Below are 24,623 nucleotides of genomic sequence, written 5' to 3' on the forward strand. Positions count from 1 at the left end.
ATGTTGATGGATGCGAGCAAGTCCAGCCTGTTGATCGTTGACGTGCAGGAGCGTCTGCTGCCGGCGATTCAGGATGGTGCTACGGTGCTGCAAAACTGCATCTGGCTGGCGGGTGTGGCGCGCCGGCTGCAGGTGCCGGTGGTAGTCTCAGAGCAGTATCCGGCTGGGCTGGGCCCTACGGCGGCGGCGCTGCGTGATGCGCTTGAGGGAGCGCGTTTCGTCGAAAAGACCCATTTCTCCTGTGTGGCCGACGGGTGTCTTGCAGGTACCGAGGTGGATGCACGCCGGCAAGTTGTGGTGACGGGCACTGAGGCTCATGTCTGCGTCATGCAGACGGTGCTGGAGCTGCGTTGGCAGGGCAAGGAGGTCTTCCTCGTCGAGGACGCCGTCGGGTCGCGAAAAGCCGGTGACAAGCAGGCCGCCCTGGCCCGTATGCGGGCCCATGGGGTGGAGGTGGTGACCCGGGAGATGGTCGCTTTCGAGTGGCTCAAACGCAGTGCCACGGCATTGTTCCGGGAGGTCAATCGGGATTTCATCCGCGACAACTGACCAACGCACGGTCGCGGCCACGCAAGGGGGGGGCGACCGGGGTGGGGCAGCTTGTTCGGGATGATTGCGGGGGGGCAATGTGCGGCCTACGGTGGTCGGCCCGTTGAAGTGAGGGGGCTGGATCGGGTATCATTCCCCTTTCCAGAAGTCCCCCGTGTCATGACCAAATACGTCTTTGTTACCGGTGGTGTCGTGTCCTCTCTGGGCAAGGGCATCGCCGCCGCCTCCCTCGGGGCGATTCTCGAATCCCGCGGCATCAAGGTTACCCACCTCAAGCTCGACCCCTACATCAACGTCGACCCCGGCACGATGAGCCCCTTCCAGCATGGAGAGGTGTTCGTGACTGAAGATGGTGCCGAGACCGACCTCGACCTCGGCCACTACGAGCGCTTCACCAGCGCCAAGATGGGCAAGCGCAACAACTTCACCACCGGCCAGATCTACGAGGCGGTGATCAAGAAAGAGCGTCGCGGCGAATACCTGGGCAAAACCGTCCAGGTCATCCCTCACATCACCGACGAGATCAAAACCTACGTCAAACGCGGTGCCGAAGGTGCCGACGTGGCCATCGTCGAAGTGGGCGGTACGGTAGGTGACATCGAATCCCTGCCGTTCCTGGAAGCGATTCGCCAGATGGGCATCGAGGAAGGCCGCCAAGGCACCTGTTTCATCCACCTCACGCTGCTGCCCTACATCCCGACTGCCGGCGAGCTGAAGACCAAGCCCACCCAGCACTCGGTCAAGGAGCTGCGCGAGATCGGCATCCAGCCCGACATCCTGCTGTGCCGTGCCGACCGCTCGGTGCCTGCGGACGAGCGCCGCAAGATTGCCCTGTTCTGCAATGTGATGCCGGAAGCCGTGATCGAGTGTCTCGACGCCGATTCCATCTACCGCATCCCGGGCATGCTCCACGACCAGATGCTCGACGAGATCGTCTGCCACAAGCTGGGCATCCTGGCCCGCGCGGCTGACCTGTCCATCTGGGAGCGCCTGCTCGACGCCCTGAACAATCCGCAGAACAACCTGAACATCGCCTTTGTCGGCAAGTACGTGGACCTCACCGAGTCCTACAAGTCGCTCATCGAGGCACTCAACCACGCCGGGATGCACACCCGCAGCAAGGTGAACATCCACTACCTGGATTCCGAGGACATCGAGAAGAACGGTTGCGAGGTGCTGAAGTCCATGGACGCGATCCTCGTGCCGGGTGGCTTTGGCCGTCGCGGCACCGAGGGCAAGATCGCCGCGATCCGCTACGCCCGCGAAAACAAGGTGCCCTACCTGGGCATCTGCCTGGGCATGCAGCTGGCCGTGGTCGAGTTTGCCCGTGACGTGGCCGGCATGGCCGGAGCCCACAGCACCGAGTTCGACAAGCACACCGCGCATCCCGTCATCGGCCTCATCACCGAATGGCATGACGCCTCGGGCAAGGTCGAAAAGCGTGGTGAGGATTCCGATCTGGGTGGCACCATGCGCCTGGGTGGTCAGGTCTGTAATCTTGCCGAGGGCTCCCTGGCCCGTCAGGTTTATGGCAAGGCCGAGATCACCGAGCGCCATCGTCACCGCTACGAGGTCAACAACACCCTGCTGAGCCAGCTTGAAGCCCAGGGGCTGAAGGTTGCGGGCCGGGCACCTGGCACCGACTTGTGCGAGATGATTGAGCTGCCCACCGATGTGCACCCGTGGTTTGTGGGCTGTCAGTTCCATCCGGAATTCACCTCCAACCCTCGCAACGGTCATCCGCTGTTCACCGCCTTCGTCAAGGCCGCCCTGGCCCACCAGCAGGCCGGCTGAAAGGAAATTCCATGAAACTCTGCGGCTTCGACGTCGGCATCGACAAGCCTTTCTTCCTGATCGCCGGGCCTTGTGTGATCGAGTCCCGCGAGATGGCCTTCGAGACCGCCAAGGCGCTCAAGGACATCTGTGGCGAGCTGGGCATTCCCTTCATCTACAAGTCCAGCTACGACAAGGCCAACCGCAGTTCCGGCAAGTCCTATCGCGGCATGGGCATGGAGAAGGGGCTGGAGATCCTCGGCGAAGTCCGCGAGAAGGTCGGAGTGCCCGTCCTTACCGACGTGCACTCCGAAGCCGAAGTGCCCCATGTGGCAGCGGTTGTTGATGTGCTGCAGACCCCGGCCTTCCTGTGCCGTCAGACTGATTTCATCCACGCTGTTGCCGCCTCCGGCAAGCCGGTGAACATCAAGAAGGGCCAGTTCCTGGCCCCGGGCGACATGAAGAACGTCGTCGACAAGGCCCGCGAGGCCAATGGCGGCGGCGACACCATCATGGTGTGCGAACGAGGTGCATCTTTCGGTTACAACAATCTCGTCTCCGACATGCGCTCCCTGGCGATCATGCGTGAGACGGGCTGTCCAGTGGTGTTCGACGCCACACACTCAGTCCAGCTGCCGGGCGGGCAGGGGACGGTTTCCGGTGGTCAGCGGGAGTTCGTTCCCGTGCTGGCCCGGGCGGCCGTGGCTGTCGGTGTTGCCGGCCTGTTCATGGAGACCCACCCTGATCCCGCCAAGGCCTTCTCCGATGGCCCCAACGCGTGGCCGTTGCCCAGGCTCAAGTCCCTGCTTGCGACCCTCAAGGCGATCGATTCGCTGGTCAAGGCTGAGGGCCTCGAAGAGCTGAAGGCCTGAGCCTGCGGGCGATTTTCCGGTTTCGAAGTTAGAGGCGGCCGGAAGGTCGCCGCTGTAAATTCAGTGATAAGAAAGGAAGTTCATGAGCGCCATTGTTGATGTCATTGCCCGCGAGGTCCTCGACTCCCGCGGCAATCCCACCGTTGAGGCCGATGTCCTGCTTGAGTCCGGCATCATGGGTCGTGCCGCTGTGCCGTCGGGTGCCTCCACCGGCTCCCGCGAGGCCATTGAGCTGCGCGACGGCGATGCCGGTCGTTACCTGGGCAAGGGCGTGCTGCAGGCGGTCGAGAACGTCAACACCGAGATCTCCGAGGCGCTGATCGGCCTGGATGCCGAAGAGCAGGCGTTCATCGACAAGACCCTGATCGACCTGGACGGCACTGACAACAAGTCCCGCCTGGGCGCCAACGCCATGCTGGCCGTGTCCATGGCTGTGGCCAAGGCTGCCGCTGAAGAAGCCGGGTTGCCCCTGTATCGCTACTTCGGCGGCTCCGGCGGCATGGCCCTGCCTGTTCCGATGATGAACGTCATCAACGGTGGCGCCCACGCCAACAACAGCCTGGACATCCAGGAATGCATGATCATGCCCATTGGCGCGAAGAGCTTCCGCGAAGCCCTGCGCTGTGGCGCCGAGATCTTCCATCACCTGAAAAAGCTCACCGACAAGAAGGGCTACCCCACCACTGTGGGTGACGAAGGTGGCTTTGCCCCCAACGTCTCTGGCACCGAGGAAGCCCTCAACCTGATTTTGGAAGCCACCGTGGCTGCCGGCTACGAGCCGGGTCGTGACGTGGTGCTGGCCCTGGATTGTGCTGCCTCCGAGTTCTACAAGGACGGCAAGTACGAGCTGGTTGGTGAGGGGCTGTCCCTGACCTCCGAAGGCTTCACCGACTATCTCGCCACCCTGGTCGAGAAGTTCCCCATTGTCTCCATCGAGGATGGCATGGCCGAAGGCGACTGGGCTGGCTGGAAGACGCTCACCGATCGTCTCGGCAAGACCGTGCAGATCGTGGGTGACGATCTCTTCGTGACCAACACCCGCATCCTCAAGGAAGGCATCGAGAAGGGCATCGCCAATTCGATCCTCATCAAGATCAATCAGATCGGGACCCTGACCGAGACCTTTGCCGCTGTCGAGATGGCCAAGCGCGCCGGCTACACCGCAGTGATTTCCCATCGCTCCGGTGAAACCGAAGACTCCACCATTGCCGATATTGCAGTGGGTCTGAACGCCATGCAGATCAAGACCGGCTCCCTGTCCCGTTCCGATCGCATCTCCAAGTACAACCAGTTGCTGCGCATCGAGGAAGATCTTGGCGATACCGCCTTCTACCCGGGCGTGTCCGCTTTCTACAACCTGCGTAACCGCTGATTGAAGGAAGCAGCGGCCATCCTTCCGGGGTGGCCGCAATGACGTCATGCGCTGGCCCGTTCTCGTTCTCGTCTTTTTGGCTCTCGCCTTGCAGTATCCCTTGTGGATTGGCAAGGGCGGGTGGTTGCGTGTCTGGGAAGTGGAAAAGCAGCTGACGGCCCAGAAAGAGGGCAATCGAAAGCTTGAGCAACGCAACACCGGACTGGAGGCCGAGGTCCGTGATCTGAAGACCGGTTATGAGGCCATCGAAGAGCGGGCGCGCTTCGAACTCGGTCTGACCAAATCGGACGAAATCTTCGTCCAGACTCCCCAGCAAAAGTAAGTCTCCATCCGGGCATCAGCTATCTCAGGCGAATGTGTTGTTCGCTTGGATCATGTGTTGCTCCTTGCCCTGCGGGCAGGCTGCTGGGCTGCTATTCAATATCCAGATATGACTGATCGAGGGATCAAGCCGGATCGGAATTGATCAAGGACTTCATTCGTCGCGTCTGTAGAGCCTGAAGGTTTCCGCTTTCCGCCCGCCTCCAAGGTGGCGCTCCCAGATGAGGTTCCATTCCCGGGGCACGCTTTGGGATGTGCCGCTGGTGCTGTAGGTGAGTAGCAGCGTGCATTCTTCTTTCGCGTCAAAGCGCAAAGTCCGGATCCCGGCAAAGTAGTCGAGTGCGGCTCGTTGGGTATCGCCCAGGTTGCGGCGCGTGATACAGCCGGCTTGCGGGCCGAGGGCCTGGCGCAGCTCGGTGGCGAGGGGCTGGTAGTTCTTGGTGTGGGCGAACCAGGGCTGCCACAGCATGACGGCGAGACACCACAGCAGGGTCATGCCCAGTGCCCAATTGGTGGTTCCCCGTTGCATGTTGCGCTGGGTGCCCAGGGGCAGGAGGAGGAGTAGCAGGCTCAGGGCCGTACCGACGACTGCGCCGACGAGCCACGTGCCGTGCTGGAAGTCGGGTGCCATGCGGGCAACCTGGCGGGCGAGCCCCGGGGGCCAGCTGAAATGGAGGGCGCTCCAGCCCAGCCAGACCAGAATGCCAAAGAAGATGAAGACCATCACCCCGAACCAGTCAAAGGCATTGGCCGCGCCGCGACGCAGGCTTGTGACCCCCAGTGCCGCCAGCAGACACAAGGGGGGGAGAACGGGCAGCAGTCCGGCAGTCCGCAGACCACCGGTGGTGGCGACCAGAAATATGGCCAGGATGCTGCCCATCAGGGGGAGTGCCAGCTGTGGGCTGGTGATGTTATGACGGTTACGCCACACCGCCCAGCCGGCGATAGGCCAGAGTGGCCACGCAAACCAGCCGAACAGTTGCAGCAGTTTGCCTAGTTCGGAAACGTGGCTGGTGTGGGGTAGGGTGCTGGCAAGTTCCTCTTGCCACCAGAGGGGGATTTCCCCGGGATACTGGTTCGCCACAGCGCCTAGCCAAAGAGCACCGATCGCGAGGGCAATGCCCAGACCCAGTGCAACGCTGCCCAGCACTGCCCGATTGCGGCAACGGGCGCACAGCAAGGGGGTCAGGATGATGACCGGCAGTGTCAGGGCAAGCCCTGAAAGGCCGCCGGCAAGGAAGGCCAGTGCGGCCCCCAATCCGGCCTGGATGGCGCCGCGACCGGGCTTCTCGGCGAGTTCGCCTAGGCCGGCAAAGCACAGTGCCATTCCAGCGAGTTGGGCCAGCAGTGGTTGGGTTTCGTGGGCATGCACCACCAGCCCAAGAGAGCCCATGCCAAGCAGGATGGCTGGTGCGAAGGAGGCTTCGCCATAAAGGCGCCGTGCTGCCAGACCGGTCCAGTAGAGGCTGGCCGCACAGAACAGGCTTGTGGCGAGCCGGGCGGCATCATGAACCGGCAGCAGCCAGCCGAGCAGTCGGGCCAGTAGGGCGCCCACCCAGTAATAAAGAGGGGCTGCGCCGCGATAGGTTTCGCCGGCAATTTCGGGAACGAGCCAGCTGCCACCCTGGAGAATGGCGTGAATCGGGCCAAGGTGGGTCAGATCGTCGCCACGCCAGGGGAGATGCCCAGTGGTGCCTACCAGCAGGTAAATACCCAGAAGGACGGCGAGCGGCCAGCCTGTCAGGGGGGCGGGCAGCGAGAAACGTGAGGGGGCGAGAGGCATGGCGGCGGGTTTCCTGCAGGCAACAAAAAAGGCAGCCGTGGCTGCCTTTTTCGGTCGATCCCGGCTACTGAGCGGAAATCAGCCCAGACGCTGAACGGTACCGTACTTTTGACGGAAGCGTTCGACACGGCCGGCGGTGTCAACGATCTTCTGCTTGCCGGTGTAGAACGGATGGCAGAGGGAGCACACTTCCACGTGGTATTGGGGCTTGCCCATGGTGGAGCGGGTGGTGAAGGTGGCGCCACAAGAGCAGGTCACCTGCACTTCGGTGTAATTCGGATGGGTATCGGCTTTCATCGCTTTATCCTTTGGGTACGTGGGTGGTGAATTTGGCCACCCGAAAGCGGAGCATTCTGAAGCATTTCAGCCCCTTATGCAAGGTTTCTTCCGCGACTTCTGTTTGCTTTAAAGAAATCTGGCGACGAAAGCACCGACGCTTTCTGCCGGTAGGGGCAGCCAGGCCCGATGGTCGCTGCCGGGGATGCGTTCGACGGCTTCGCCTTGCGCGTTCCGGATCTGCTCGATTCGGACTTCGCGGTTGCCGGAGGGGTGCACCAGCTCCAGGTGATCGCCCACGGCGAAGGCATTCTTCGATGCGATCTCGACCATACCCCGCTCCGCATCGTAGGCCACCACGTCCCCCACGTAAATGCTGCGTCCCGACTCGGAGTGGCCACGCAGGTAGTTTTGGGTTTCGTGGGGTGTGTGACGTTGGAGGAAGCCGTCGGTGTAGCCCCGGTTGGCGAGGCCCTCAAGTTGCCCCAGCAGGGCTGGATCAAGGCTGCGCCCGGCGACGGCATCGTCGATGGCCTGACGATAGGCCTGGCAGGTGCGGGCCACGTAGTAGGGGCTCTTGGTACGTCCTTCGATCTTCAGGGAGTCGATGCCGATTTCCACCAGCCGCTGGACGTGCTCGATGGCGCGCAGATCCTTGGAGTTGAGGATGTAGGTGCCGTGCTCATCTTCTTCGATGGGCATGTACTCGCCGGCGCGTTTGTGGGGTTCCTCGATGAGGTGTACGTCACCGGCGCCGCAGGTCTTGGCTTCGTGGGTCTTGAAGTCCCAGCGGCAGGAGTTGGTGCAGCTGCCTTGGTTGGGGTCGCGGTGGTTGAAGTAACCGGACAGCAGACAGCGACCCGAGTAGGCGATGCACAGGGCCCCGTGGATGAAGACCTCCAGTTCGGTGTCGGGGCAGTCCTGGCGGATGCTGGCGATCTCGTCGAGGGACAGCTCCCGGGACAGGATCACGCGGGAGATGCCGGCCGATTTCCAGAAGCGTACCGCCGCGGCGTTGACGGTGTTGGCCTGTACGGAGAGGTGGATGGGCATCTCCGGGAAGTTCTCGCGGACCATCAGTATGAGGCCCGGGTCGGACATGATCAGGGCGTCGGGCTTGAGGGCGATGACCGGGGCGATGTCCTTGATGAAGGTCTTGATCTTGGCGCCGTGGGGGTAGATGTTGGCCACCACGTAGAAGTGCTTGCCCAGGGCCCGGGCCCGATTGATGCCGTCGGCCAGTACGGGGAGATCGCCGAAATCATTGTTGCGGACGCGCAGGGAATAGCGCGGCTGACCTGCGTAGATGGCTGTGGCGCCAAAGGCGAAGGCGGTATCGAGCATGGCCAGTGAGCCGGCAGGAGCGAGGAGTTCGGGAGTCTTGAGAGGCATGAATGGGGTACTGATGGGGTGAATGGGCAGGCGCGGATGTCGGCTGATCCAGAAGGTCAGCGATTCTGGTTGAGGGTGTCGCGCCAGCGTGCCAAGGTGGGACTTTGATCGTCGAGCTGTTGCTGGAGAACCTGGTCGGCCATTTCGAGCAGGGCTCTCTGCTCGTTGCTCAGATAGCGAGGGTATTGCACCTGCAGGTGGGCGATGAGATCGCCAGCGTGACGGCGACCACGGGCCGGGAAGCCGGCGCCGGGGAGCCGGATCTCCGTTGTGGTAGAGGCTTCCGGTAGCAGTGCTTCGTGCACGCCGTTCAGGCTGGGGACATCGATGACACCACCAGCAAGCACCCGGAAGATGCTAACTGGCAGATCGAGATGGATGTCAGGGCCTTCGAGGCGGAAGAGAGGGTGCACCCGGGCATGCAGGGTGAGGTAGAGGTCGCCGGACTCCCCGTTCTCGGGGGCGGGGCCGCCCTGGCCGGCAATCCGGAGCTCCTCTCCGGGCAACATGGCTGCTGGAATGCTGACGACGAGCTGCCGGTCGGCGGCGTTCCAGCCGCGGCCTTCGCAATCGGGGCAGTGGTTATCGGTGAAATAACCTTTTCCGCTGCATGACGGGCAGGGTTTGAGGCCCGCGCTGCTTCGGACGCGCCCGCTGCCATGGCAGGTGCCGCACATGGTCGTTCGGCCATAGCTGCGTCGTCCGCTGCCTTCGCAACTCGTGCAGTTCACGCGTCCTTCGAGACTGACCGTGATGGTGCCGCCGAAAGCGGCTTCTGCAAGGTCCACATCAATGTGGAGTCGTCGGTCTTCACCCTTCGGGCGCCGGGGCGGGGAGCTTGCTTCGCTAGCCTTAGGGGCTTCGGTTTCGCGGATGCCGGTGAGATGCTCGAAGGCTTCTCGGGCCAGGCGGAATTGTTCATGTGCCTGGGGGTCGGCGTTGCGGTCCGGGTGCCAGCGCATGGCCATCCGTTTGAAGGCGCGCTTGATTTCGGCCGCAGTGGCACATGGGGTGACCCCCAGAATCTGGTGAAAATCAGGTTGAGACATTTCGGCATTCTAATCGGCGCGGGCCGGTTGATGGCTGAAACGGGGATGTGGACGGGTAAAACGTGGGGTTCAAGGGGGGCTGGGGCTGCTCTGGATCTGGTTGGTGCCCAGCAGTGCAGCCCTAGAAGCGACTGAGAATCGCCATGCTGACCCGCGAGAGGTAAAGGTTCAGGTCGTGGGGGCCGAGGCGCGTGCAGCCCCTGAAGCCCATGGTTTCCGTTCTCCAGCTGAAAGACCCGGGTCAGTTCTTGTCGGTCTTGCGCCTGTCCTGGTGGCACTCGTGGAGGACTTCAATACGTCCATCCTCGTGGGCTACTTCCATCTTCACCGCAAATCCCCACAGTCGTGCCACATGCTTGATGACCTCGTCGGCGTCGCCGTTGAGGGGGCGGCGGAGGTAGGCCTGGTGGCGCAGGGTGAGGGAGCGGTCGCCCCTAAGGTCGACGTTCCAGACCTGCAGGTTGGGCTCGCGGCTGCCAAGGTTGTAGTTGTCGGAGAGGATCTCCCGGACCTTGCGATAGCCGGCTTCGTCGTGAATGGCCGATACCTTGAGTTTGGCGTCGTGGTCGTCATCCAGAATGGCGAAAAGGCGGAAATCGCGCATGATCTTCGGCGACAGGAACTGGGCGATGAAGCTCTCGTCCTTGAAGTTGCGCATGGCGAAATCGAAAGTTTCGCGCCAGTCACTGCCGGCGATGTCCGGGAACCAGTAGCGGTCTTCGTCGGTGGGATGCGCGCAGATGCGCCGGATGTCCTGCCACATGGCGAAACCCAGGGCGTAGGGATTGAGGCCCCGGTACCAGGGTTCGTTGTAGCCGGGCTGGTAAACGACATTGGTATGGGAGTGCAGAAACTCCATCATGAAGCTGTCGGTGAGCAGCCCTTCGTCGTACAGGGTGTTGATGAGGGTGTAGTGCCAGTAGGTGGCCCAGCCTTCGTTCATCACCTGGGTCTGCCGTTGGGGAAAGAAGTACTGGCCAACCTTGCGCACGATGCGCACGACCTCCCGCTGCCAGGGTTCGAGGAGCGGTGCGTTCTTCTCGATGAAGTAGAGCAGGTTCTCCTGGGGTTCGGGTGGAAAGCGGCGCGCCTCGACGGTTTGAGCCTTGATTTGCTGGGCGGGCAGGGTGCGCCACAGGTCGTTGACCTGGCTCTGCAGGTACTCGGCCCGCTCGCGTTGCCGGGTGAGCTCCTTGGTCAGGGAGAGCTTGGCCGGACGTTTGTAGCGGTCGACCCCGACGTTCATCAAGGCATGACAGGAGTCGAGCAGGAGCTCAACCTCTTCCTCACCGTAGCGTTCTTCGCATTCGCTCAGGTAATTGCGGGCAAAGAGCAGGTAGTCAACGATGGCGTCGGCGTTGGTCCATTGGCGGAAGAGGTAGTTGCCCTTGAAGAAGCTATTGTGCCCGTAGGCAGCGTGGGCAATCACCAGAGCCTGCATCGTCATGGTGTTTTCTTCCATGAGGTAGGCGATGCAGGGATTGGAGTTGATGACGATCTCGTAAGCCAGCCCCATCTGCCCGCGTCGGTAGCCCTTTTCGGTCTGCAGGAAGCTCTTGCCGAAGGACCAGTGGTGGTAGTTCACCGGCATGCCGACGGACGAGTAGGCGTCCATCATCTGTTCGGAGGTGATTAGCTCAATCTGGTTGGGGTAGGTGTCCAGCCCGTATTCGCGCGCTACCCGGTCGATCTCGGCGTGATAGGCCTCAATGAGCTCGAAGGTCCATTCGCCGGGAGCCGGAAGGGGCTGCTTGCGCTTCTGTCTTTTGGCGCTCATGCGAGTTTCTTTTTGAAGAGTTCGCGGAATACCGGGTAGATGTCCGGCAGGCCTTCGATATGTTGCATGGCGAAGTTGGCGTGGGCGCCCACCAGCTTTTCATATTCGCGCCAGAGGTTCTGGGGTTCGCCGGGGGTGATCTCAATGTAGGCGAAGTACTGAACAAAGGGCAGGATGGACTCGGAGAGCAGTTCGCGGCAGTGGGGCGAGTCGTTCTCCCAGTTGTCCCCGTCGGAGGCTTGGGCACCATAGACATTCCAGGCGCCATTGAGGTAGCGCTGGTGCAGGATGTCCTTCATCAGTTCGATTGCGCTGGATACCACTGTGCCACCGGACTCCCGGGAGTGGAAGAAGTCTTCCTCGTTCACTTCCTTGGCGACGGTGTGATGACGGATGAAGACCACCTCGATGTGTTCGTAGGTGCGGGTCAGGAAGAGGTAGAGCAGCATGAAGAAGCGCTTGGCGGTGGCCTTCTTTTCTTCGTCCATGGAGCCGGATACGTCCATGATGCAGAACATCACCGCTTGAGTGGTCGGCTTGGGGATCTTGATCCGGTTGTTGTAGCGCAGGTCGAAGCTGTCGATGAACGGTATGGCTTCGATCTTGGCCCGCAGGATGCCGATCTCGTCCTTCAGCCGGACGATCTCGGGATCGTCCTCGGGGAGGCACTTGAGTAGGTCCTCAATCTGCTTCTGCAACTCTCGCAGACGCCCCTGATAAGGCGAGGCGAGGGCAAGGCGACGCCCCAGTGCGCCGCGCAGCGAGCGCACCACGTTGATGTTGGCCGGCGTGCCGTCGTTGGTGAAGCCGGCGCGCTGACTCTTGTATTCCTGGATACGGGCGAGCTGGGTCTTGACAAGATTAGGGAGGGCGAGATCGTCGAAGAAGACGTCGAGGAATTCTTCGCGAGAAAGGTTGAAGACGAAATCGTCTTCACCTTCACCGTCCTTGCTGGCCTTGCCCTTGCCTGATCCGCTGCCACTTCCGCCTTGCGGGCGGTTGATCTGATCGCCAGACGAGAACTGGTCGTTGCCGGTGAAGACTGTCTCCCAGATACCGCCCCGGCCATGATGGAACTGAGGCTCGGACAGATCTTTGGAGGGAATGGACACACTTTCGCCGTTATCCAGATCCTTGATGGAGCGTCCGGCGATGGCGTCGGCCACGGCCTCGCGGATCTGGCCCTTGAAGCGGCGCATGAATCGCTGCCGGTTCACAGCACTCTTGTTCTTGCTGTCGAACCGGCGGTCGATGATACGTACCATTCGAGCCTCCCGAAGTGTCGGCGTATGCAGCCCGCCGGAGTGGCGGGCTGGTCAGCGGGGCGTCACGAAGACTTGCGGACGCGCAGGTACCATTCGCACAGCAGGCGGACCTGCTTCTCGGTGTAGCCCTTTTCGATCATGCGATTGACGAAGTTCTGGTGCTTCTTCTGATCGTCGCCGCTGGCCTTGGCATTGAAGCTGATGACCGGCAGCAGGTCTTCGGTATTGGAGAACATCTTCTTCTCGATTACCGCGCGCAGCTTCTCGTAGCTCGTCCAGCTCGGGTTCTTGCCGGTGTTCTTGGCCCTGGCACGCAGCACGAAATTGACCACTTCATTCCGGAAGTCCTTGGGATTGCTGATGCCGGCTGGTTTTTCGATCTTTTCGAGCTCGTCGTTCAGGGCGTTGCGGTCGAGGATCTCGCCGGTGTTCTGATCCCGGTATTCCTGATCCTGAATCCAGAAGTCGGCGTAGGTGACGTAGCGGTCAAAGATGTTCTGCCCGTACTCGCTGTAGCTCTCCAGATAGGCGGTCTGGATTTCCTTGCCGATGAACTCGGCATAGCGGGGGGCCAGAAACTCCTTGATGAAGGCCAGATACTTGGCCTCGTGCTCCGGTGGGTACTGCTCCTGCGCGATCTGCTGCTCAAGGACGTACATCAGGTGTACCGGGTTGGCGGCGACTTCCCGGTGGTCGAAGTTGAAGACCTTGGACAGCACCTTGAAGGCAAAGCGGGTGGATAGGCCGGTCATGCCTTCATCGACGCCGGCGTAATCGCGGTACTCCTGGTAGCTCTTGGCCTTGGGGTCGGTATCCTTCAGGTTTTCGCCATCGTAGACACGCATCTTGGAGAAAATGCTGGAGTTCTCTGGCTCCTTCACCCGGGACAACACGGCAAACTGGGCCATCATGCGCAGGGTGTCGGGGGCGCAGGGCGCCTGGGACAAGGAGCTGTGGGCAAGGAGCTTGTCGTAGATGCGGATCTCGTCGGACACCCGCAGGCAGTAGGGCACCTTGACGGTGTAGATCCGGTCGAGGAAGGCCTCGTTGTTGCGGTTGTTGCGAAAGGCGACCCACTCTGACTCATTGGAGTGGGCCATCACGATGCCGTCGAAGGGAATCGCCCCGAAACCTTCGGTGCCCTTGTAGTTGCCTTCCTGGGTCGCGGTGAGCAGCGGGTGCAGGACCTTGATGGGTGCCTTGAACATCTCGACGAATTCAAGCAGGCCGCGGTTGGCCAGGCACAGGCCGCCCGAATAGGAGTAGGCGTCCGGGTCGTCCTGGGAAAACTGTTCGAGCATCCGGATGTCGATCTTGCCGACCAGGGAGGAGATGTCCTGGTTGTTCTCGTCGCCCGGCTCGGTCTTCGCTACCGCTATTTGACGCAGCACGGAGGGGCGTAGCTTCACGACGCGGAACTTGGTGACGTCGCCGTTGAACTCATGCAGGCGCTTGACCGCCCAGGGGCTCATGATGGTATTGAGGTAGCGCCGGGGGATGCCGTAGTCGTCTTCGAGGATGGCGCCATCTTCTTCCGGGCTGAAAAGCCCTAGTGGCGACTCATGGACCGGGGAGCCCTTGATCGCATAGAAGGGGATTTTCTCGACCAGCGACTTCAACTTTTCCGCCAGGGAGCTCTTGCCCCCGCCAACCGGCCCCAACAGGTAGAGAATTTGTTTCTTTTCCTCCAGTCCCTGTGCGGCGTGTCGGAAATACGACACGATGTTCTCTATCGACTCCTCCATTCCGTAAAAATCCCGGAAGGCAGGGTAGATCTTGATCATCTTGTTGGAAAAGATGCGCGACAGGCGCGGATCAAGCCGGGTGTCGACGAGTTCCGGTTCGCCGATGGCCTGCAGCATGCGCTCGGCGGATGTCGCGTAGGCCATGGGGTCAGCCTTGCAGAGTTCCAGGTATTCCTGGACCGACATTTCCTCTTCCCGGGCAGACTCGAAACGGGCCTGGAAGCTGGTGAAGATACTCATCTCATGTCTCCTGGGGCACATGCCCGGGCCAGGCGCCGGGCTCGCCATCGCTTGTCTGCATGCAAACGGCTCGTAACACAGATGCTTTAGGCCCGTGCGGCGCGACAGGATCAAGTCCATGCCGTGGGCAAGCCTATTTCACTCCATCTGATATCCAAAAGGCGAGGGGAGTTCCACCGCTGCACAAGCAGTTTTTCACACCTTGGGGCCTGAAGCAAAGCACTGGCGTGGGGGCTGCGAGCGGATCCGAGGGCTGTGTTAGACTAAAGGTTTTTCCGACGACCTCACGAACGGAAACACCCGAAAGGCACACGTTTTGCTAAGTGTCTCTCGTCCTGTTCGTAAGGCGTTTTTGTTAAGACCGATCAGGGAATTTTCATGAGCAATCAGGTTACCGTGAGCGCGCTGGAGCGCCGTATCGACATGTCCGTGCCGCTGGCCGAGATCGACAAGGATGTGGAAGCCCGTCTGAAAAAGATGGCCCGCACCGTCAAGATGCCGGGTTTCCGTCCGGGCAAGGTCCCGTTCCGCATGGTCGCCCAGTCCTACGGCCCGCAAGCCCGTTCCGAAGCCATTGGTGCTGCGGTTGAAAAGGCTCTGGGCGAGCAGATTCGTGCGCAGAGTCTGCGCGTGGCCGGCTATCCCAATATCGAGCCGAAAGAAGCCGCCGGCACTGAAGCGCTGGAATTCACCGCTGTGTTCGAGGTTTACCCGGAAATCGTGATCGCTGACGTGAGCGCCCAGGAAGTGGAACGCCCCCAGCTGGTCGTGACCGACGCCGAAGTGGACAAGACCCTCGACGTGCTGCGTAAGCAGCGCACCACTTTTGTGCCCGTCGAACGTATCGCTCAGGATGGTGACCGTGTCGAGGTGGACTTCACCGGTCGCAAGGACGGCGAGGAGTTTGAGGGGGGCAAGGCTACCGATTTCGCTTTCGTCATCGGCGGCGGTCAGATGCTCAAGGATTTCGAGACCGCTGTTCTCGGCCTTGGCGTTGGCGAAAGCAAGACCTTTGACATGACTTTCCCCGCGGATTACCACGCCGCTAATCTGGCCGGGCAGACCGTCCAGTTTGAAGTGGCTCTCAAGAAGGTTGAAGAGCCCAAGCTCCCGGAAGTCGATGCCGAGTTTGCCAAGTCCCTGGGTATCGTCGACGGTGACGTCGCCAAGATGCGTGAAGAGGTCAAGGCCAATCTGGAGCGTGAAGTGAAGCGTCGTATCCAGGCCAAGGTCAAGGAGCGCGTCATGAACGTGCTGATCGAGACTCACCCGATCGAAGTGCCGAAGGCGCTGGTCGAGCAGGAGTCCGCCCAGCTTGCCGAAAACGCGAAGAAGGATTTTGAGGCCCGTGGCATGAAGACCAAGGACCTGCCGATTGAACCCGCCTGGTTTGCAGAGCAAGCCGTGCGTCGCGTCAAGCTGGGTCTGATCATGTCCGAACTGGTGAAGAGCAAGGAACTGCACGCCAAGCCCGAGCAGATCCGCGCGATCATCGAAGACTTTGCAGCCAGCTACGAAGATCCGAGCGAGGTCGTGAGCTGGTACTACTCTCAGCCCCAGCGTCTGGCCCAGGCCGAAGCGCTGGTGATCGAGGATAATGTGGTGGCGTGGGTTGTCGGCAATACCAAGACGACCGATGTCACTGCTTCTTTTGATGACTTGATGGGCAATGCGGCTTAATTCCGCAGAAAGCGACGGCAAATGAATCCCCTGACACCCCCGAATTCTCGTAGTGACTGGGATCCGGTCGGCCTCGGCCTGATTCCGATGGTTGTCGAACAGAGCGGTCGCGGTGAGCGCTCCTACGACATCTATTCGCGCCTGCTCAAGGAGCGGGTGGTGTTCCTGGTGGGGCCGGTCAATGACGTGACCGCCAACCTGATCGTCGCCCAGTTGCTGTTCCTTGAGTCGGAGAATCCGGACAAGGACATCTACTTCTACATCAATTCTCCGGGTGGGTCTGTCACGGCCGGCATGGCGATCTACGACACCATGCAGTTCATCAAGCCGAACGTGAGCACCCTGTGCATTGGGCAGGCAGCCAGCATGGGCGCCTTCCTGCTGGCTGCCGGGGAGAAGGGCAAGCGCTTCTCCCTGCCCAATTCCCGGATCATGATTCACCAACCGCTGGGCGGGTTCCAGGGTCAGGCTTCGGATATCGAGATTCACGCCCGCGAGATCCTGTCCCTGCGTGCCAAGCTCAACGACATGCTGGCCAGGCACACCGGGCAGTCGATTGAGGCCATTGAAAAAGACACCGATCGGGACAATTTCATGTCTGCGGAAGAAGCCGTGCGCTATGGTCTGGTGGACAAGGTCCTGACCAGTCGCAACGACGTGGTTTGATCATCCCCAGCATCAGTTTCAGAGAGAAAGGGCAGTAATGGCGGACAAGAAAACGAGCGGAGAGAAGCTGCTGTATTGCTCGTTCTGCGGCAAGAGCCAACACGAGGTCCGCAAGCTGATCGCGGGGCCATCCGTGTTCATCTGCGATGAGTGCATCGAGCTTTGCAACGACATCATTCGTGATGAGATCAGTGCAGATACCGGCGGCGCCAAGGGTGTCAAGGGTGAGCTTCCATCGCCCAAGGAAATCAGCGCGATTCTCGACCAGTACGTCATCGGTCAGGCGTCGGCCAAGCGGATTCTTTCGGTGGCGGTGTACAACCATTACAAGCGGCTGCGTCATCTCTCCAAGACGCACGACGAAGTCGAACTGTCCAAGAGCAACATCCTGCTGGTCGGTCCTACCGGTTCCGGCAAGACGCTGCTTGCCCAGACGCTTGCCCGGCTTCTCAACGTGCCCTTCGTGATGGCCGATGCGACCACGCTTACCGAAGCCGGCTACGTGGGTGAAGACGTCGAGAACATCATCCAGAAGCTGCTCCAGAAGTGCGACTACGAAGTCGACAAGGCGCAGCAGGGCATCGTATACATTGACGAGATCGACAAGATCTCCCGCAAGTCGGACAACCCGTCCATCACCCGTGATGTGTCGGGTGAGGGCGTGCAGCAGGCCCTGCTCAAGCTGATCGAAGGCACCGTCGCCTCCGTGCCGCCGCAGGGTGGCCGCAAGCATCCGAACCAGGATTTCGTGCAGGTGGACACCACCAACATCCTGTTCGTGTGCGGTGGTGCGTTCGACGGTCTCGACAAGGTGATCCGCAACCGTACCGAGAAATTCGGTATTGGTTTCGGTGCCGAGGTGAAGAGCCGCGAGAACAAGAATGTTTCGGAAGCGCTGCTTGAAGTCGAACCCGGCGATCTGATCAAGTTCGGTCTGATCCCCGAGCTGATCGGTCGTCTGCCGGTGGTCGCGACCCTGCAGGAGCTCGACGAGGAAGCGCTCATCCAGATCCTCATCGAACCCAAGAACGCGCTCATCAAGCAATACCAGAAACTGTTTTCAATGGAAGGCGTCGAACTCGAAGTGCGTCCGGCGGCCCTGCAGGCGATTGCCCGCAAGGCCCTCAAGCGCAAGACGGGTGCCCGTGGCCTGCGTTCGATTCTCGAAGGCACGCTGCTGGATACGATGTACGAACTGCCCTCCATGGAAAACGTTTCCAAAGTGGTGATCGACGAAGGCATGATCGATGGCGGCACCAAGCCGATCCTGATCTACGCTGATCAACCCAAGGTCTCCGGCTCCAACTGACATCAAGCAGAAGTTTTTCGCAGGACTGCTTGAATTGATGTCACTAGGGCCCCATATGGGGCCTTAGTGCCTTTTAAGGAAAAATCATGTCGAGCACGCTTGACCTCCCCGAAGAACAGATCGAACTGCCGCTGCTGCCACTGCGCGACGTGGTGGTGTTCCCGCACATGGTGATCCCGCTGTTCGTGGGTCGCCCCAAGTCCATCAAGGCGCTCGAGAATGCGATGGAAGCCGGCAAGAGCATCCTGCTGGTGGCCCAGAAGTCCGCAGCCAAGGACGAGCCTTCTGCCGAAGATCTCTACGACCTGGGTTGTATCGCCAACATTCTCCAGATGCTCAAGCTGCCCGATGGCACCGTGAAGGTGCTCGTCGAGGGCGTCCAGCGTGCCCGTGTTGTGTCGGTTGAAGATCTGCGCACCCTGTTTGTCGCCAAGGCCAGCCCCATGCCGGCAGCCGAATCGCCGAACAACGAAGTTGAGGCCATGCGCCGGGCCATCATCAGCCAGTTTGACCAGTACGTTAAGCTCAACAAGAAGATCCCGCCCGAGATCCTCAGTTCCCTGTCGGGCATTGAGGAGCCTGGCCGGCTGGCGGACACCATCGCTGCTCACCTCCCGCTGAAACTTGAGCAGAAGCAGGAAATCCTTGAAATGCTGGATGCCGGTGAGCGCCTCGAACGCCTGCTCAACCAGCTCGAGACCGAACTGGACATCCTCCAGGTCGAAAAGCGCATTCGTGGCCGCGTCAAGCGCCAGATGGAGAAGAGTCAGCGCGAGTACTACCTGAACGAACAGGTCAAGGCTATCCAGAAGGAACTCGGCGAAGGTGAAGATGGCGCCGATCTCGAGGAGATGGACAAGAAGATCAAGTCCGCCGGGATGACCAAGGAAGCCATGGCCAAGGCCCAGGCCGAGCTCAAGAAGCTGCGCCTGATGTCGCCCATGTCGGCCGAAGCTACCGTGGTCCGCAATTACATCGAGACCCTGGTCGGCCTGCCTTGGAAGAAGAAGTCCCGCATCAGCAAGGATCTCGCCGAAGCCGAAAAAGTGCTCGACACCGAGCACTACGGCCTCGAGAAGGTCAAGGAACGCATCCTTGAGTATCTTGCCGTGCAACAGCGCGTGGACAAGCTCAAGGCGCCGATCCTGTGCCTGGTTGGTCCTCCGGGGGTTGGCAAGACCTCCCTTGGTCAGTCGGTGGCTCGCGCCACGAATCGCAAGTTCGTGCGCATGAGCTTGGGCGGTGTGCGTGATGAAGCCGAAATCCGTGGCCACCGTCGCACTTACATCGGTTCAATGCCGGGCAAGATCCTCCAGAACATGTCCAAGGTTGCAGTTCGCAACCCACTCTTCCTGCTCGACGAAGTGGACAAAATGGGCCAAGACTTCCGTGGCGATCCGTCTTCAGCTCTGCTCGAGGTGCTGGACCCCGAGCAGAACTCCACCTTCGTGGATCACTACATTGAAGTCGAATACGACCTGTCCGACGTGATGTTCGTGGCGACGGCCAACACCCTCAACATCCCTGCGCCGCTGCTGGACCGTATGGAACTCATCCGCCTGTCCGGCTACACGGAAGACGAAAAGGTTAACATCGCCCAGCGCTACCTTGTCCCGAAGCAGATGAAGAACAACGGGATCAAGCGTGAGGAGCTGTCGGTAACCGAGGACGCCATCCGCGACATCGTGCGTTTCTACACCCGCGAGGCCGGCGTGCGTGGCCTGGAACGCGAGGTCTCCAAGGTGTGCCGCAAGGTCGTCAAGGCGCTGGTGCTCGGCAAGCGCAAGGCCAAGGTCGTGGTCAACTCCAAGAACATCGACAAATACCTGGGTGTGCACAAGTACAGCTTTGGTGTGGCTGAGAAGGAAAACCAGATCGGGCAGGTGACGGGGCTGGCGTGGACGGAGGTCGGTGGTGAGCTGCTGACTGTCGAGGCTGTTGCGCTGCCGGGCAAGGGCAAGATCATGACTACCGGGAAGCTCGGTGAAGTCATGCAAGAGTCTATTCAGGCTGCACTCTCCGTGGTGCGCCGTCGCTCACGCTCCCTGGGTATTCAGGAGGATTTCTACCAGAAGTCGGATATCCATATCCACTTGCCGGAAGGTGCCATTCCCAAGGATGGGCCGTCGGCCGGTATCGCGATCTGCACGGGTCTGGTCTCTGTGCTGACCGGTATTCCAGTGCGTTGTGATGTGGCGATGACCGGTGAAATCACCCTGCGTGGTGAAGTCCTGCCGATTGGTGGTCTGAAGGAGAAGCTGCTTGCCGCCGTGCGTGGTGGAATTCGTACTGCACTGATTCCTCAGGAGAATGTTAAGGATCTCACCGAGATTCCTGACAACGTCAAGAATGGGCTGGAGATCATTCCCGTTAAATGGATTGATCAGGTTCTTGAGCATGCGCTCGAAAGAACTCCGGAAGCCCTGCCGGATGCGCCTGCCGGTGAAGCAAGCGTTGCTCCGGCCGAGCCCCTGGCCAATGGAGAGGTCGTAAAGCACTGATGGTGCGCTTAGACAGGAGAGTCTGGCGGAGCATCGCAGGCTTCTCCTGCCTTTAGGCATGGCGTTCCTGGTTCCGGCCGGCTAGAATGCCGGGCCTCGCTCTCCGTAGTTCAATGGATAGAACAAGCGCCTCCTAAGCGCTAGATACAGGTTCGATTCCTGTCGGGGGGACCAGTCGCTTTCCTGTTGTAGTGCAGCATTCGAAAAGCCCGCTTTTGCGGGCTTTTTGCTGTGTGGTATTTCCTTGTTCTGCTTGACTCGTTTTCTTGACATCACGATTTTTAGCGCGTTATATAAAGGTCAGCACAAGTATTGATCTGTCTCGAGCAGCGTTCGGTTTTTGGCAGTTGATGTCGGAGTTTCCTGTTTGTTAATTTATATAACGAGGGGGCGAGTATGAATAAATCCGAGTTGATTGATCACATTGCTGCAGATGCCGATATTTCCAAGGCTGCGGCTGGTCGAGCGCTTGATGCTGCTGTGGCAGCTGTCAAACAGACCTTGAAGAAGGGCGGTACCGTAACTCTGGTGGGGTTTGGTACTTTCCATGTTGGCAAGCGGGCTGCTCGTACGGGGCGAAACCCTCGGACCGGAGCGACGATAAAAATCCAGTCGGCAAAAATTCCTAAATTCAGGCCTGGCAAAGCGTTGAAAGATGCGCTAAACTAGTTGGCTGTTGAATTTGCTTCTAAGCAAATCAATCGGGTGCTTAGCTCAGTTGGTAGAGCGTCGCCCTTACAAGGCGAATGTCGGCGGTTCGACCCCGTCAGCACCCACCACCTTGGTTCAGGTGGATGATTAGTTGGAGTGGTAGTTCAGTTGGTTAGAATACCGGCCTGTCACGCCGGGGGTCGCGGGTTCGAGTCCCGTCCACTCCGCCATTTGATCAATGCTGATCCTTTGGCTCAAAAAGAAAAAATAGCCACCTTAGGGTGGCTTTTTTTGTTTTGAGCCTTCGTCACGCTCGACCCGGCCCCGCTAACACCACTGATGGCTTGCATCGTCTGTATTTGGATGCATGCTGGCTTCTTGCCCGAGTGGTAAGGCGCTCATTGCAGCCCAGCCCGGAGGCCCAGTTCCTCTTCACTTGCGGGTTCTTGGCGGGGTTCTGCGGAGATTGCTTTGAGGAACGCGAAAAGGGCTTTTCTTTCACGGGCGTTGAGGCCGAGGGGGCGGACCGCCGGGGAGGTGACGGGGAGATCGGGCTGGTACTTGGCTGGCCCGGTGGGGCCGAATTGGACCATTCCTGCGTCGTACATGGCGATGACGCCCTGGCCTTCGGTGAGGGGAAAGCGTCCGTTGTGCATGTAGTTGCCGGTGTGCATGACGTCGCGCAGGCCGGGGGTGCGGAAGCGGCCCTTGTCCTCGGGGCGGCCGGTGACCTCGAACCGGCCCAGGTCTTCCAGTTCGCGGCCATAAAAGTGCAGACCGTTGCTATGAAAGCGGTTGTCGGAAAACAGCGGTGTGTTGTGGCAGTTGATGCAGCGTGCCTTTGTGCGGAACAGATGCAGGCCCCACAGGGCGTTGTCGGAGAGGGCCTGATGGTGCCCCTTGAGGAAGCGATCGAAGTCGCTTTCACGGCTGATGAGGGTCCGTTCAAAAGTGGCAATGGCCTGGGCGATGCGTGTCAGGGTTACTTCGTGGCTGCCGAAGGCCGCCTGAAACAGGGGCGTGTAGTCATCCCGGGTGGCGAGGCGGGCGACAACCTCGGCGGGGGTTGTGTGCATTTCCAGCGGATTGGCGATGGGGCCGCCGACCTGCTCTTCCAGGCTCGCTGCGCGGCCATCCCAGAACAGGTCTTTCACGTAGGCTGTGTTCAGAATGCTCATGGAGTTGCGTGTGCCGAGTTGGCCGACGTGACCTGGGGAGACGCTGCGCCTGTCGGTCCAGCCTGTGGTGGGCTGGTGGCAGTGGCTGCAGGCGATTTTCTGGTTGCGGGAGAGGACAGTATCGAAGAACAGGCGTTGGCCCAGGGCTACCTTGGCGGCGGAATAGGGGTTGTCGGGAGGAAAGGGGACCGGCGGCAGAAGCCCGAGATCGACGAAGCCGTCTTCCATGCTGGCGTCCAGAGTGGGTGCGGGCCAATGAGGCTGCCGGGCGGCTCCCGGCAGGTAGCGGGCGTAGGCTGCACGCAGGCGGGCCAGCTCGGTCGCCGGCAGATCCCGCTCGGGGGCGGGCTTGGGCCGCGCCAAGGTGGGGCGTGCTACGGGGGCGTACAGCAGGAGGTCGGGTGGTCCTGCGGCCTCGGCACAAGCCTGGGCACAGGCTGGAGTCAGGCGGCCATCTGCGTGCCGTACCCACACCGGTCGATCCGGGCGTAGCCCGGGCAGGGCTGTCTGCAACTCCGCGGTGCTGCCCGGTGATGCGCCGCGGAACAGGTCACGGGCTTCATCCGGCGTGGGGATGCGCCAGCCATGGACACCGCAGGCTCCGGTTTGACGGAGTTGCTGTTCGACAGTGCCTACCTCTTCCAGCGGCTGGGGGCCGTTCAGGTGCCAGAGGCTCTCCGTGCTCAGAGGCGCGGCGCTCTGGGTATCGTCGACGCATGCCGTGATCTCCCCGGGGCCGGCCGCGCTGCCTTTATGGACGAGCGGAATGAAGCGTCGGCGACGTGGAATGTGGGGCGGGGGCGGGTCGTCCAGGCGGGGGCCGCGGACTAGCCGGAGGTGGGCGTGATCACCCCGGGCCAGGCTGATGCCCGGCTGAATGTGGTGCTCTGCGTCGAAGGCTACGGCAAGGACGCCGTCTACCCGGCGGAGGCTGCGAGTCCAGTAGAAGCCGGTCCGCTGGTCCGGAAAGGCCTTGGCGTCGATGCTCGGGATGGTGGCTGGCATCGTGGAAATGCGCAGAGTTTCTAGTTCGCGCTCGCTGGGCACGCGCCAGTCGGCGTAGCCGCACAGGTTGCTGTGATTTACTGCGGCGACGTAGTCGGCGCTGCTGCACCCCGGGGTGTGGCCGCCACAGGCGGGCGGATTGAGGGGGGCCGCGGGAGGCGTGGGCAGGTAGTGGTGGTCGGCGGCGCGGAGGCCGGAGGCGGTCTTGCGCTCCCAGCTCAGGCCGCTGCCGGCGTCGATGACGCAGGCGGCTGAGGCCGCATCGCTGGGTTCTCCGCGTGCATCCTGAAAGCTATATCGGGTAGGGCCGACCGGCAGGGTGCAGGCGGCCAGGGGTAGCAGGGCGAGGGTAAGGAGATGCCGTTTCATGGTGCGTTCAGGGTTGGGCGGGCAGCATGGCGGCGCGGTGGATCCGCAACCGGGGTGCAAGGGCGCGGATGCGTTCGGTGACTGACGCGGCATCCAGTTGCGCCAGGGCTGCCGCAGTGCGGCGCGTGTGGAGCAGGTCGCCGTCCTGCCGGTAGCTGCGCAGCAGGGTTGTCATATATGAGTCGTCGGAGGCCTGATGCGCGGCTTCCTCCGCTTCGCGCTGACGCCGGAAGCGTTCGATGGCGGTGGCGTCGATGCCTTGGGAGAGCAAGTCCTGGAAGGTCTGCAGGGCATGGTGGACGAGCTCGTCCTCCCGCTCCGGCGCGCAGCTGAAGCGGATGCTGCCCCGGACGTGCCTGTCCACCGCATCGACATGGGCACTCGCACTCACGCTGTAGGTGCCGCCGAGGGCTTCCCGCAGTTCGGTGCGCAGCCGGGTGCTCAGTTCCCGCATGAGTGCCTGCAGGGACAGTTCCGTTTCCGGAGAGGCACTGTCGGTTGGGCCGTCGATCGACAGAATCACTTCGGTGCGCTGGCTTGTGACCCCTCGCAGGCGCAGCTCGGTAGGTTGATGGCGGTACTGGAGCGGCCGTATGGCGGGGGCCATCGCTTCGTGTGCCGGCAGGCTGGCCAGGTAGCGCTCGACGAAGGGGCGCAATGCAGACGGCTGGTTGGGGGTAAGGAGGATCACGGTGCTTTCCGCAGGGGGCGCTATTAGCGCCCTCAGACTGCTGACGAACCCCTGGTTTTTCCGGGGGTTCGTGTTTTTGAAGCCCTCTCAGACGACGAGAAACGCTCGGTAGCGGCCAACGGCTGTGGGGCTCGTTGGGATCGAAATGATGTGTTGGCG

The 24,623-nt window shown here is 61.1% G+C and carries 19 protein-coding genes and 3 tRNA genes; 13 read left to right on the top strand and 9 right to left on the bottom strand.

Annotation, left to right across the window (positions count from 1 at the left end):
* From PHI64_RS15345 to ftsB, 5 genes are all read left to right on the top strand, one after another.
* Complete coding sequence (locus PHI64_RS15345; RefSeq protein WP_299884352.1) at nt 1-549, top strand: hydrolase; 549 nt, start codon at nt 1-3, stop codon at nt 547-549.
* 159 nt (nt 550-708) lie between these two features.
* Nucleotides 709-2,343, top strand: a complete 1,635-nt coding sequence (locus tag PHI64_RS15350; protein ID WP_299884354.1) for a CTP synthase — start codon at nt 709-711, stop codon at nt 2,341-2,343.
* Between the two features lie 11 nt (nt 2,344-2,354).
* A complete protein-coding gene (gene kdsA, locus PHI64_RS15355; protein WP_299884356.1) occupies nt 2,355-3,194 on the top strand; it encodes a 3-deoxy-8-phosphooctulonate synthase in 840 nt (279 codons plus the stop codon).
* Nucleotides 3,195-3,276: 82 nt separating this feature from the next.
* Nucleotides 3,277-4,566, top strand: coding sequence for a phosphopyruvate hydratase (eno, locus tag PHI64_RS15360; protein WP_296568904.1), 1,290 nt, complete (start codon nt 3,277-3,279; stop codon nt 4,564-4,566).
* Nucleotides 4,567-4,612: 46 nt separating this feature from the next.
* A complete protein-coding gene (gene ftsB, locus PHI64_RS15365) occupies nt 4,613-4,888 on the top strand; it encodes a cell division protein FtsB (RefSeq protein ID WP_299884359.1) in 276 nt (91 codons plus the stop codon).
* 153 nt (nt 4,889-5,041) lie between these two features.
* On the opposite strand, the gene PHI64_RS15370 is transcribed toward ftsB, so the two are convergent.
* The 7 genes from PHI64_RS15370 to PHI64_RS15400 form a co-directional block, all read right to left on the bottom strand.
* On the bottom strand, nt 5,042-6,670 hold the full coding sequence (locus PHI64_RS15370; protein ID WP_299884361.1) for a hypothetical protein: 1,629 nt from the start codon (nt 6,668-6,670) through the stop codon (nt 5,042-5,044).
* A gap of 78 nt (nt 6,671-6,748) precedes the next feature.
* Nucleotides 6,749-6,967 carry a 50S ribosomal protein L31 gene (rpmE, locus tag PHI64_RS15375; protein WP_296568897.1) on the bottom strand — a complete coding sequence of 73 codons (219 nt, stop codon included), beginning with the start codon at nt 6,965-6,967 and terminating at the stop codon, nt 6,749-6,751.
* A 108-nt stretch (nt 6,968-7,075) separates the two neighbouring features.
* Nucleotides 7,076-8,338 carry a U32 family peptidase gene (locus PHI64_RS15380; protein ID WP_299884363.1) on the bottom strand — a complete coding sequence of 421 codons (1,263 nt, stop codon included), beginning with the start codon at nt 8,336-8,338 and terminating at the stop codon, nt 7,076-7,078.
* A gap of 56 nt (nt 8,339-8,394) precedes the next feature.
* Nucleotides 8,395-9,387 (bottom strand): DnaJ C-terminal domain-containing protein, encoded by a 993-nt coding sequence (locus PHI64_RS15385; RefSeq protein ID WP_299884366.1) that lies wholly within the window; start codon nt 9,385-9,387, stop codon nt 8,395-8,397.
* Nucleotides 9,388-9,628: 241 nt separating this feature from the next.
* Nucleotides 9,629-11,164, bottom strand: coding sequence for a SpoVR family protein (locus tag PHI64_RS15390; RefSeq protein WP_299884368.1), 1,536 nt, complete (start codon nt 11,162-11,164; stop codon nt 9,629-9,631).
* Nucleotides 11,161-12,429 (bottom strand): YeaH/YhbH family protein, encoded by a 1,269-nt coding sequence (locus tag PHI64_RS15395; RefSeq protein WP_299884370.1) that lies wholly within the window; start codon nt 12,427-12,429, stop codon nt 11,161-11,163. Before PHI64_RS15395 ends, PHI64_RS15390 begins: the two co-directional genes overlap by 4 nt.
* Nucleotides 12,430-12,491: 62 nt before the next feature.
* Nucleotides 12,492-14,414 (bottom strand): PrkA family serine protein kinase, encoded by a 1,923-nt coding sequence (locus PHI64_RS15400; RefSeq protein ID WP_299884372.1) that lies wholly within the window; start codon nt 14,412-14,414, stop codon nt 12,492-12,494.
* Between the two features lie 378 nt (nt 14,415-14,792).
* Between PHI64_RS15400 and tig the strand changes: the two genes are divergently transcribed.
* From tig to PHI64_RS15440, 8 genes are all read left to right on the top strand, one after another.
* On the top strand, nt 14,793-16,094 hold the full coding sequence (gene tig, locus PHI64_RS15405) for a trigger factor (protein ID WP_299884374.1): 1,302 nt from the start codon (nt 14,793-14,795) through the stop codon (nt 16,092-16,094).
* Between the two features lie 21 nt (nt 16,095-16,115).
* On the top strand, nt 16,116-16,760 hold the full coding sequence (gene clpP, locus PHI64_RS15410; RefSeq protein ID WP_299884376.1) for an ATP-dependent Clp endopeptidase proteolytic subunit ClpP: 645 nt from the start codon (nt 16,116-16,118) through the stop codon (nt 16,758-16,760).
* Between the two features lie 37 nt (nt 16,761-16,797).
* A complete protein-coding gene (gene clpX / locus PHI64_RS15415) occupies nt 16,798-18,069 on the top strand; it encodes an ATP-dependent Clp protease ATP-binding subunit ClpX (RefSeq protein ID WP_299884378.1) in 1,272 nt (423 codons plus the stop codon).
* A gap of 86 nt (nt 18,070-18,155) precedes the next feature.
* Nucleotides 18,156-20,570, top strand: coding sequence for an endopeptidase La (lon, locus tag PHI64_RS15420; RefSeq protein ID WP_299884380.1), 2,415 nt, complete (start codon nt 18,156-18,158; stop codon nt 20,568-20,570).
* A gap of 99 nt (nt 20,571-20,669) precedes the next feature.
* A tRNA-Arg gene (locus PHI64_RS15425) sits at nt 20,670-20,744 on the top strand.
* A 222-nt stretch (nt 20,745-20,966) separates the two neighbouring features.
* Nucleotides 20,967-21,239: an HU family DNA-binding protein gene (locus PHI64_RS15430; RefSeq protein WP_299884382.1), complete on the top strand. Its 273-nt coding sequence runs from the start codon at nt 20,967-20,969 to the stop codon at nt 21,237-21,239.
* A gap of 34 nt (nt 21,240-21,273) precedes the next feature.
* Nucleotides 21,274-21,349: transfer RNA gene (locus tag PHI64_RS15435), tRNA-Val, on the top strand.
* 25 nt (nt 21,350-21,374) lie between these two features.
* Nucleotides 21,375-21,451, top strand: a tRNA-Asp gene (locus PHI64_RS15440).
* Between the two features lie 168 nt (nt 21,452-21,619).
* Here the strand turns inward: PHI64_RS15440 and PHI64_RS15445 are convergent.
* Together PHI64_RS15445 and PHI64_RS15450 are read right to left on the bottom strand one after the other, a co-directional pair.
* Nucleotides 21,620-23,773, bottom strand: a complete 2,154-nt coding sequence (locus PHI64_RS15445) for a cytochrome c peroxidase (protein ID WP_299884384.1) — start codon at nt 23,771-23,773, stop codon at nt 21,620-21,622.
* 7 nt (nt 23,774-23,780) lie between these two features.
* Nucleotides 23,781-24,464, bottom strand: coding sequence for an insulinase family protein (locus PHI64_RS15450; protein WP_299884385.1), 684 nt, complete (start codon nt 24,462-24,464; stop codon nt 23,781-23,783).
* Between the last annotated feature and the right edge of the window lie 159 nt (nt 24,465-24,623).

This window comes from Zoogloea sp., from assembly GCF_028689785.1.
GTDB lineage: Bacteria > Pseudomonadota > Gammaproteobacteria > Burkholderiales > Rhodocyclaceae > Zoogloea.

Bases quoted from the DNA above. Each gene is read 5' to 3' on its own strand.
- PHI64_RS15345 (WP_299884352.1), top strand. From the start codon at position 1: ATGTTGATGGATGCGAGCAAGTCCAGCCTGTTGATCGTTGACGTGCAG.
- PHI64_RS15350 (WP_299884354.1), top strand. From the start codon at position 709: ATGACCAAATACGTCTTTGTTACCGGTGGTGTCGTGTCCTCTCTGGGC.
- kdsA (WP_299884356.1), top strand. From the start codon at position 2,355: ATGAAACTCTGCGGCTTCGACGTCGGCATCGACAAGCCTTTCTTCCTG.
- eno (WP_296568904.1), top strand. From the start codon at position 3,277: ATGAGCGCCATTGTTGATGTCATTGCCCGCGAGGTCCTCGACTCCCGC.
- ftsB (WP_299884359.1), top strand. From the start codon at position 4,613: ATGCGCTGGCCCGTTCTCGTTCTCGTCTTTTTGGCTCTCGCCTTGCAG.
- PHI64_RS15370 (WP_299884361.1), bottom strand. From the start codon at position 6,670: ATGCCTCTCGCCCCCTCACGTTTCTCGCTGCCCGCCCCCCTGACAGGC.
- rpmE (WP_296568897.1), bottom strand. From the start codon at position 6,967: ATGAAAGCCGATACCCATCCGAATTACACCGAAGTGCAGGTGACCTGC.
- PHI64_RS15380 (WP_299884363.1), bottom strand. From the start codon at position 8,338: ATGCCTCTCAAGACTCCCGAACTCCTCGCTCCTGCCGGCTCACTGGCC.
- PHI64_RS15385 (WP_299884366.1), bottom strand. From the start codon at position 9,387: ATGTCTCAACCTGATTTTCACCAGATTCTGGGGGTCACCCCATGTGCC.
- PHI64_RS15390 (WP_299884368.1), bottom strand. From the start codon at position 11,164: ATGAGCGCCAAAAGACAGAAGCGCAAGCAGCCCCTTCCGGCTCCCGGC.
- PHI64_RS15395 (WP_299884370.1), bottom strand. From the start codon at position 12,429: ATGGTACGTATCATCGACCGCCGGTTCGACAGCAAGAACAAGAGTGCT.
- PHI64_RS15400 (WP_299884372.1), bottom strand. From the start codon at position 14,414: ATGAGTATCTTCACCAGCTTCCAGGCCCGTTTCGAGTCTGCCCGGGAA.
- tig (WP_299884374.1), top strand. From the start codon at position 14,793: ATGAGCAATCAGGTTACCGTGAGCGCGCTGGAGCGCCGTATCGACATG.
- clpP (WP_299884376.1), top strand. From the start codon at position 16,116: ATGAATCCCCTGACACCCCCGAATTCTCGTAGTGACTGGGATCCGGTC.
- clpX (WP_299884378.1), top strand. From the start codon at position 16,798: ATGGCGGACAAGAAAACGAGCGGAGAGAAGCTGCTGTATTGCTCGTTC.
- lon (WP_299884380.1), top strand. From the start codon at position 18,156: ATGTCGAGCACGCTTGACCTCCCCGAAGAACAGATCGAACTGCCGCTG.
- PHI64_RS15430 (WP_299884382.1), top strand. From the start codon at position 20,967: ATGAATAAATCCGAGTTGATTGATCACATTGCTGCAGATGCCGATATT.
- PHI64_RS15445 (WP_299884384.1), bottom strand. From the start codon at position 23,773: ATGAAACGGCATCTCCTTACCCTCGCCCTGCTACCCCTGGCCGCCTGC.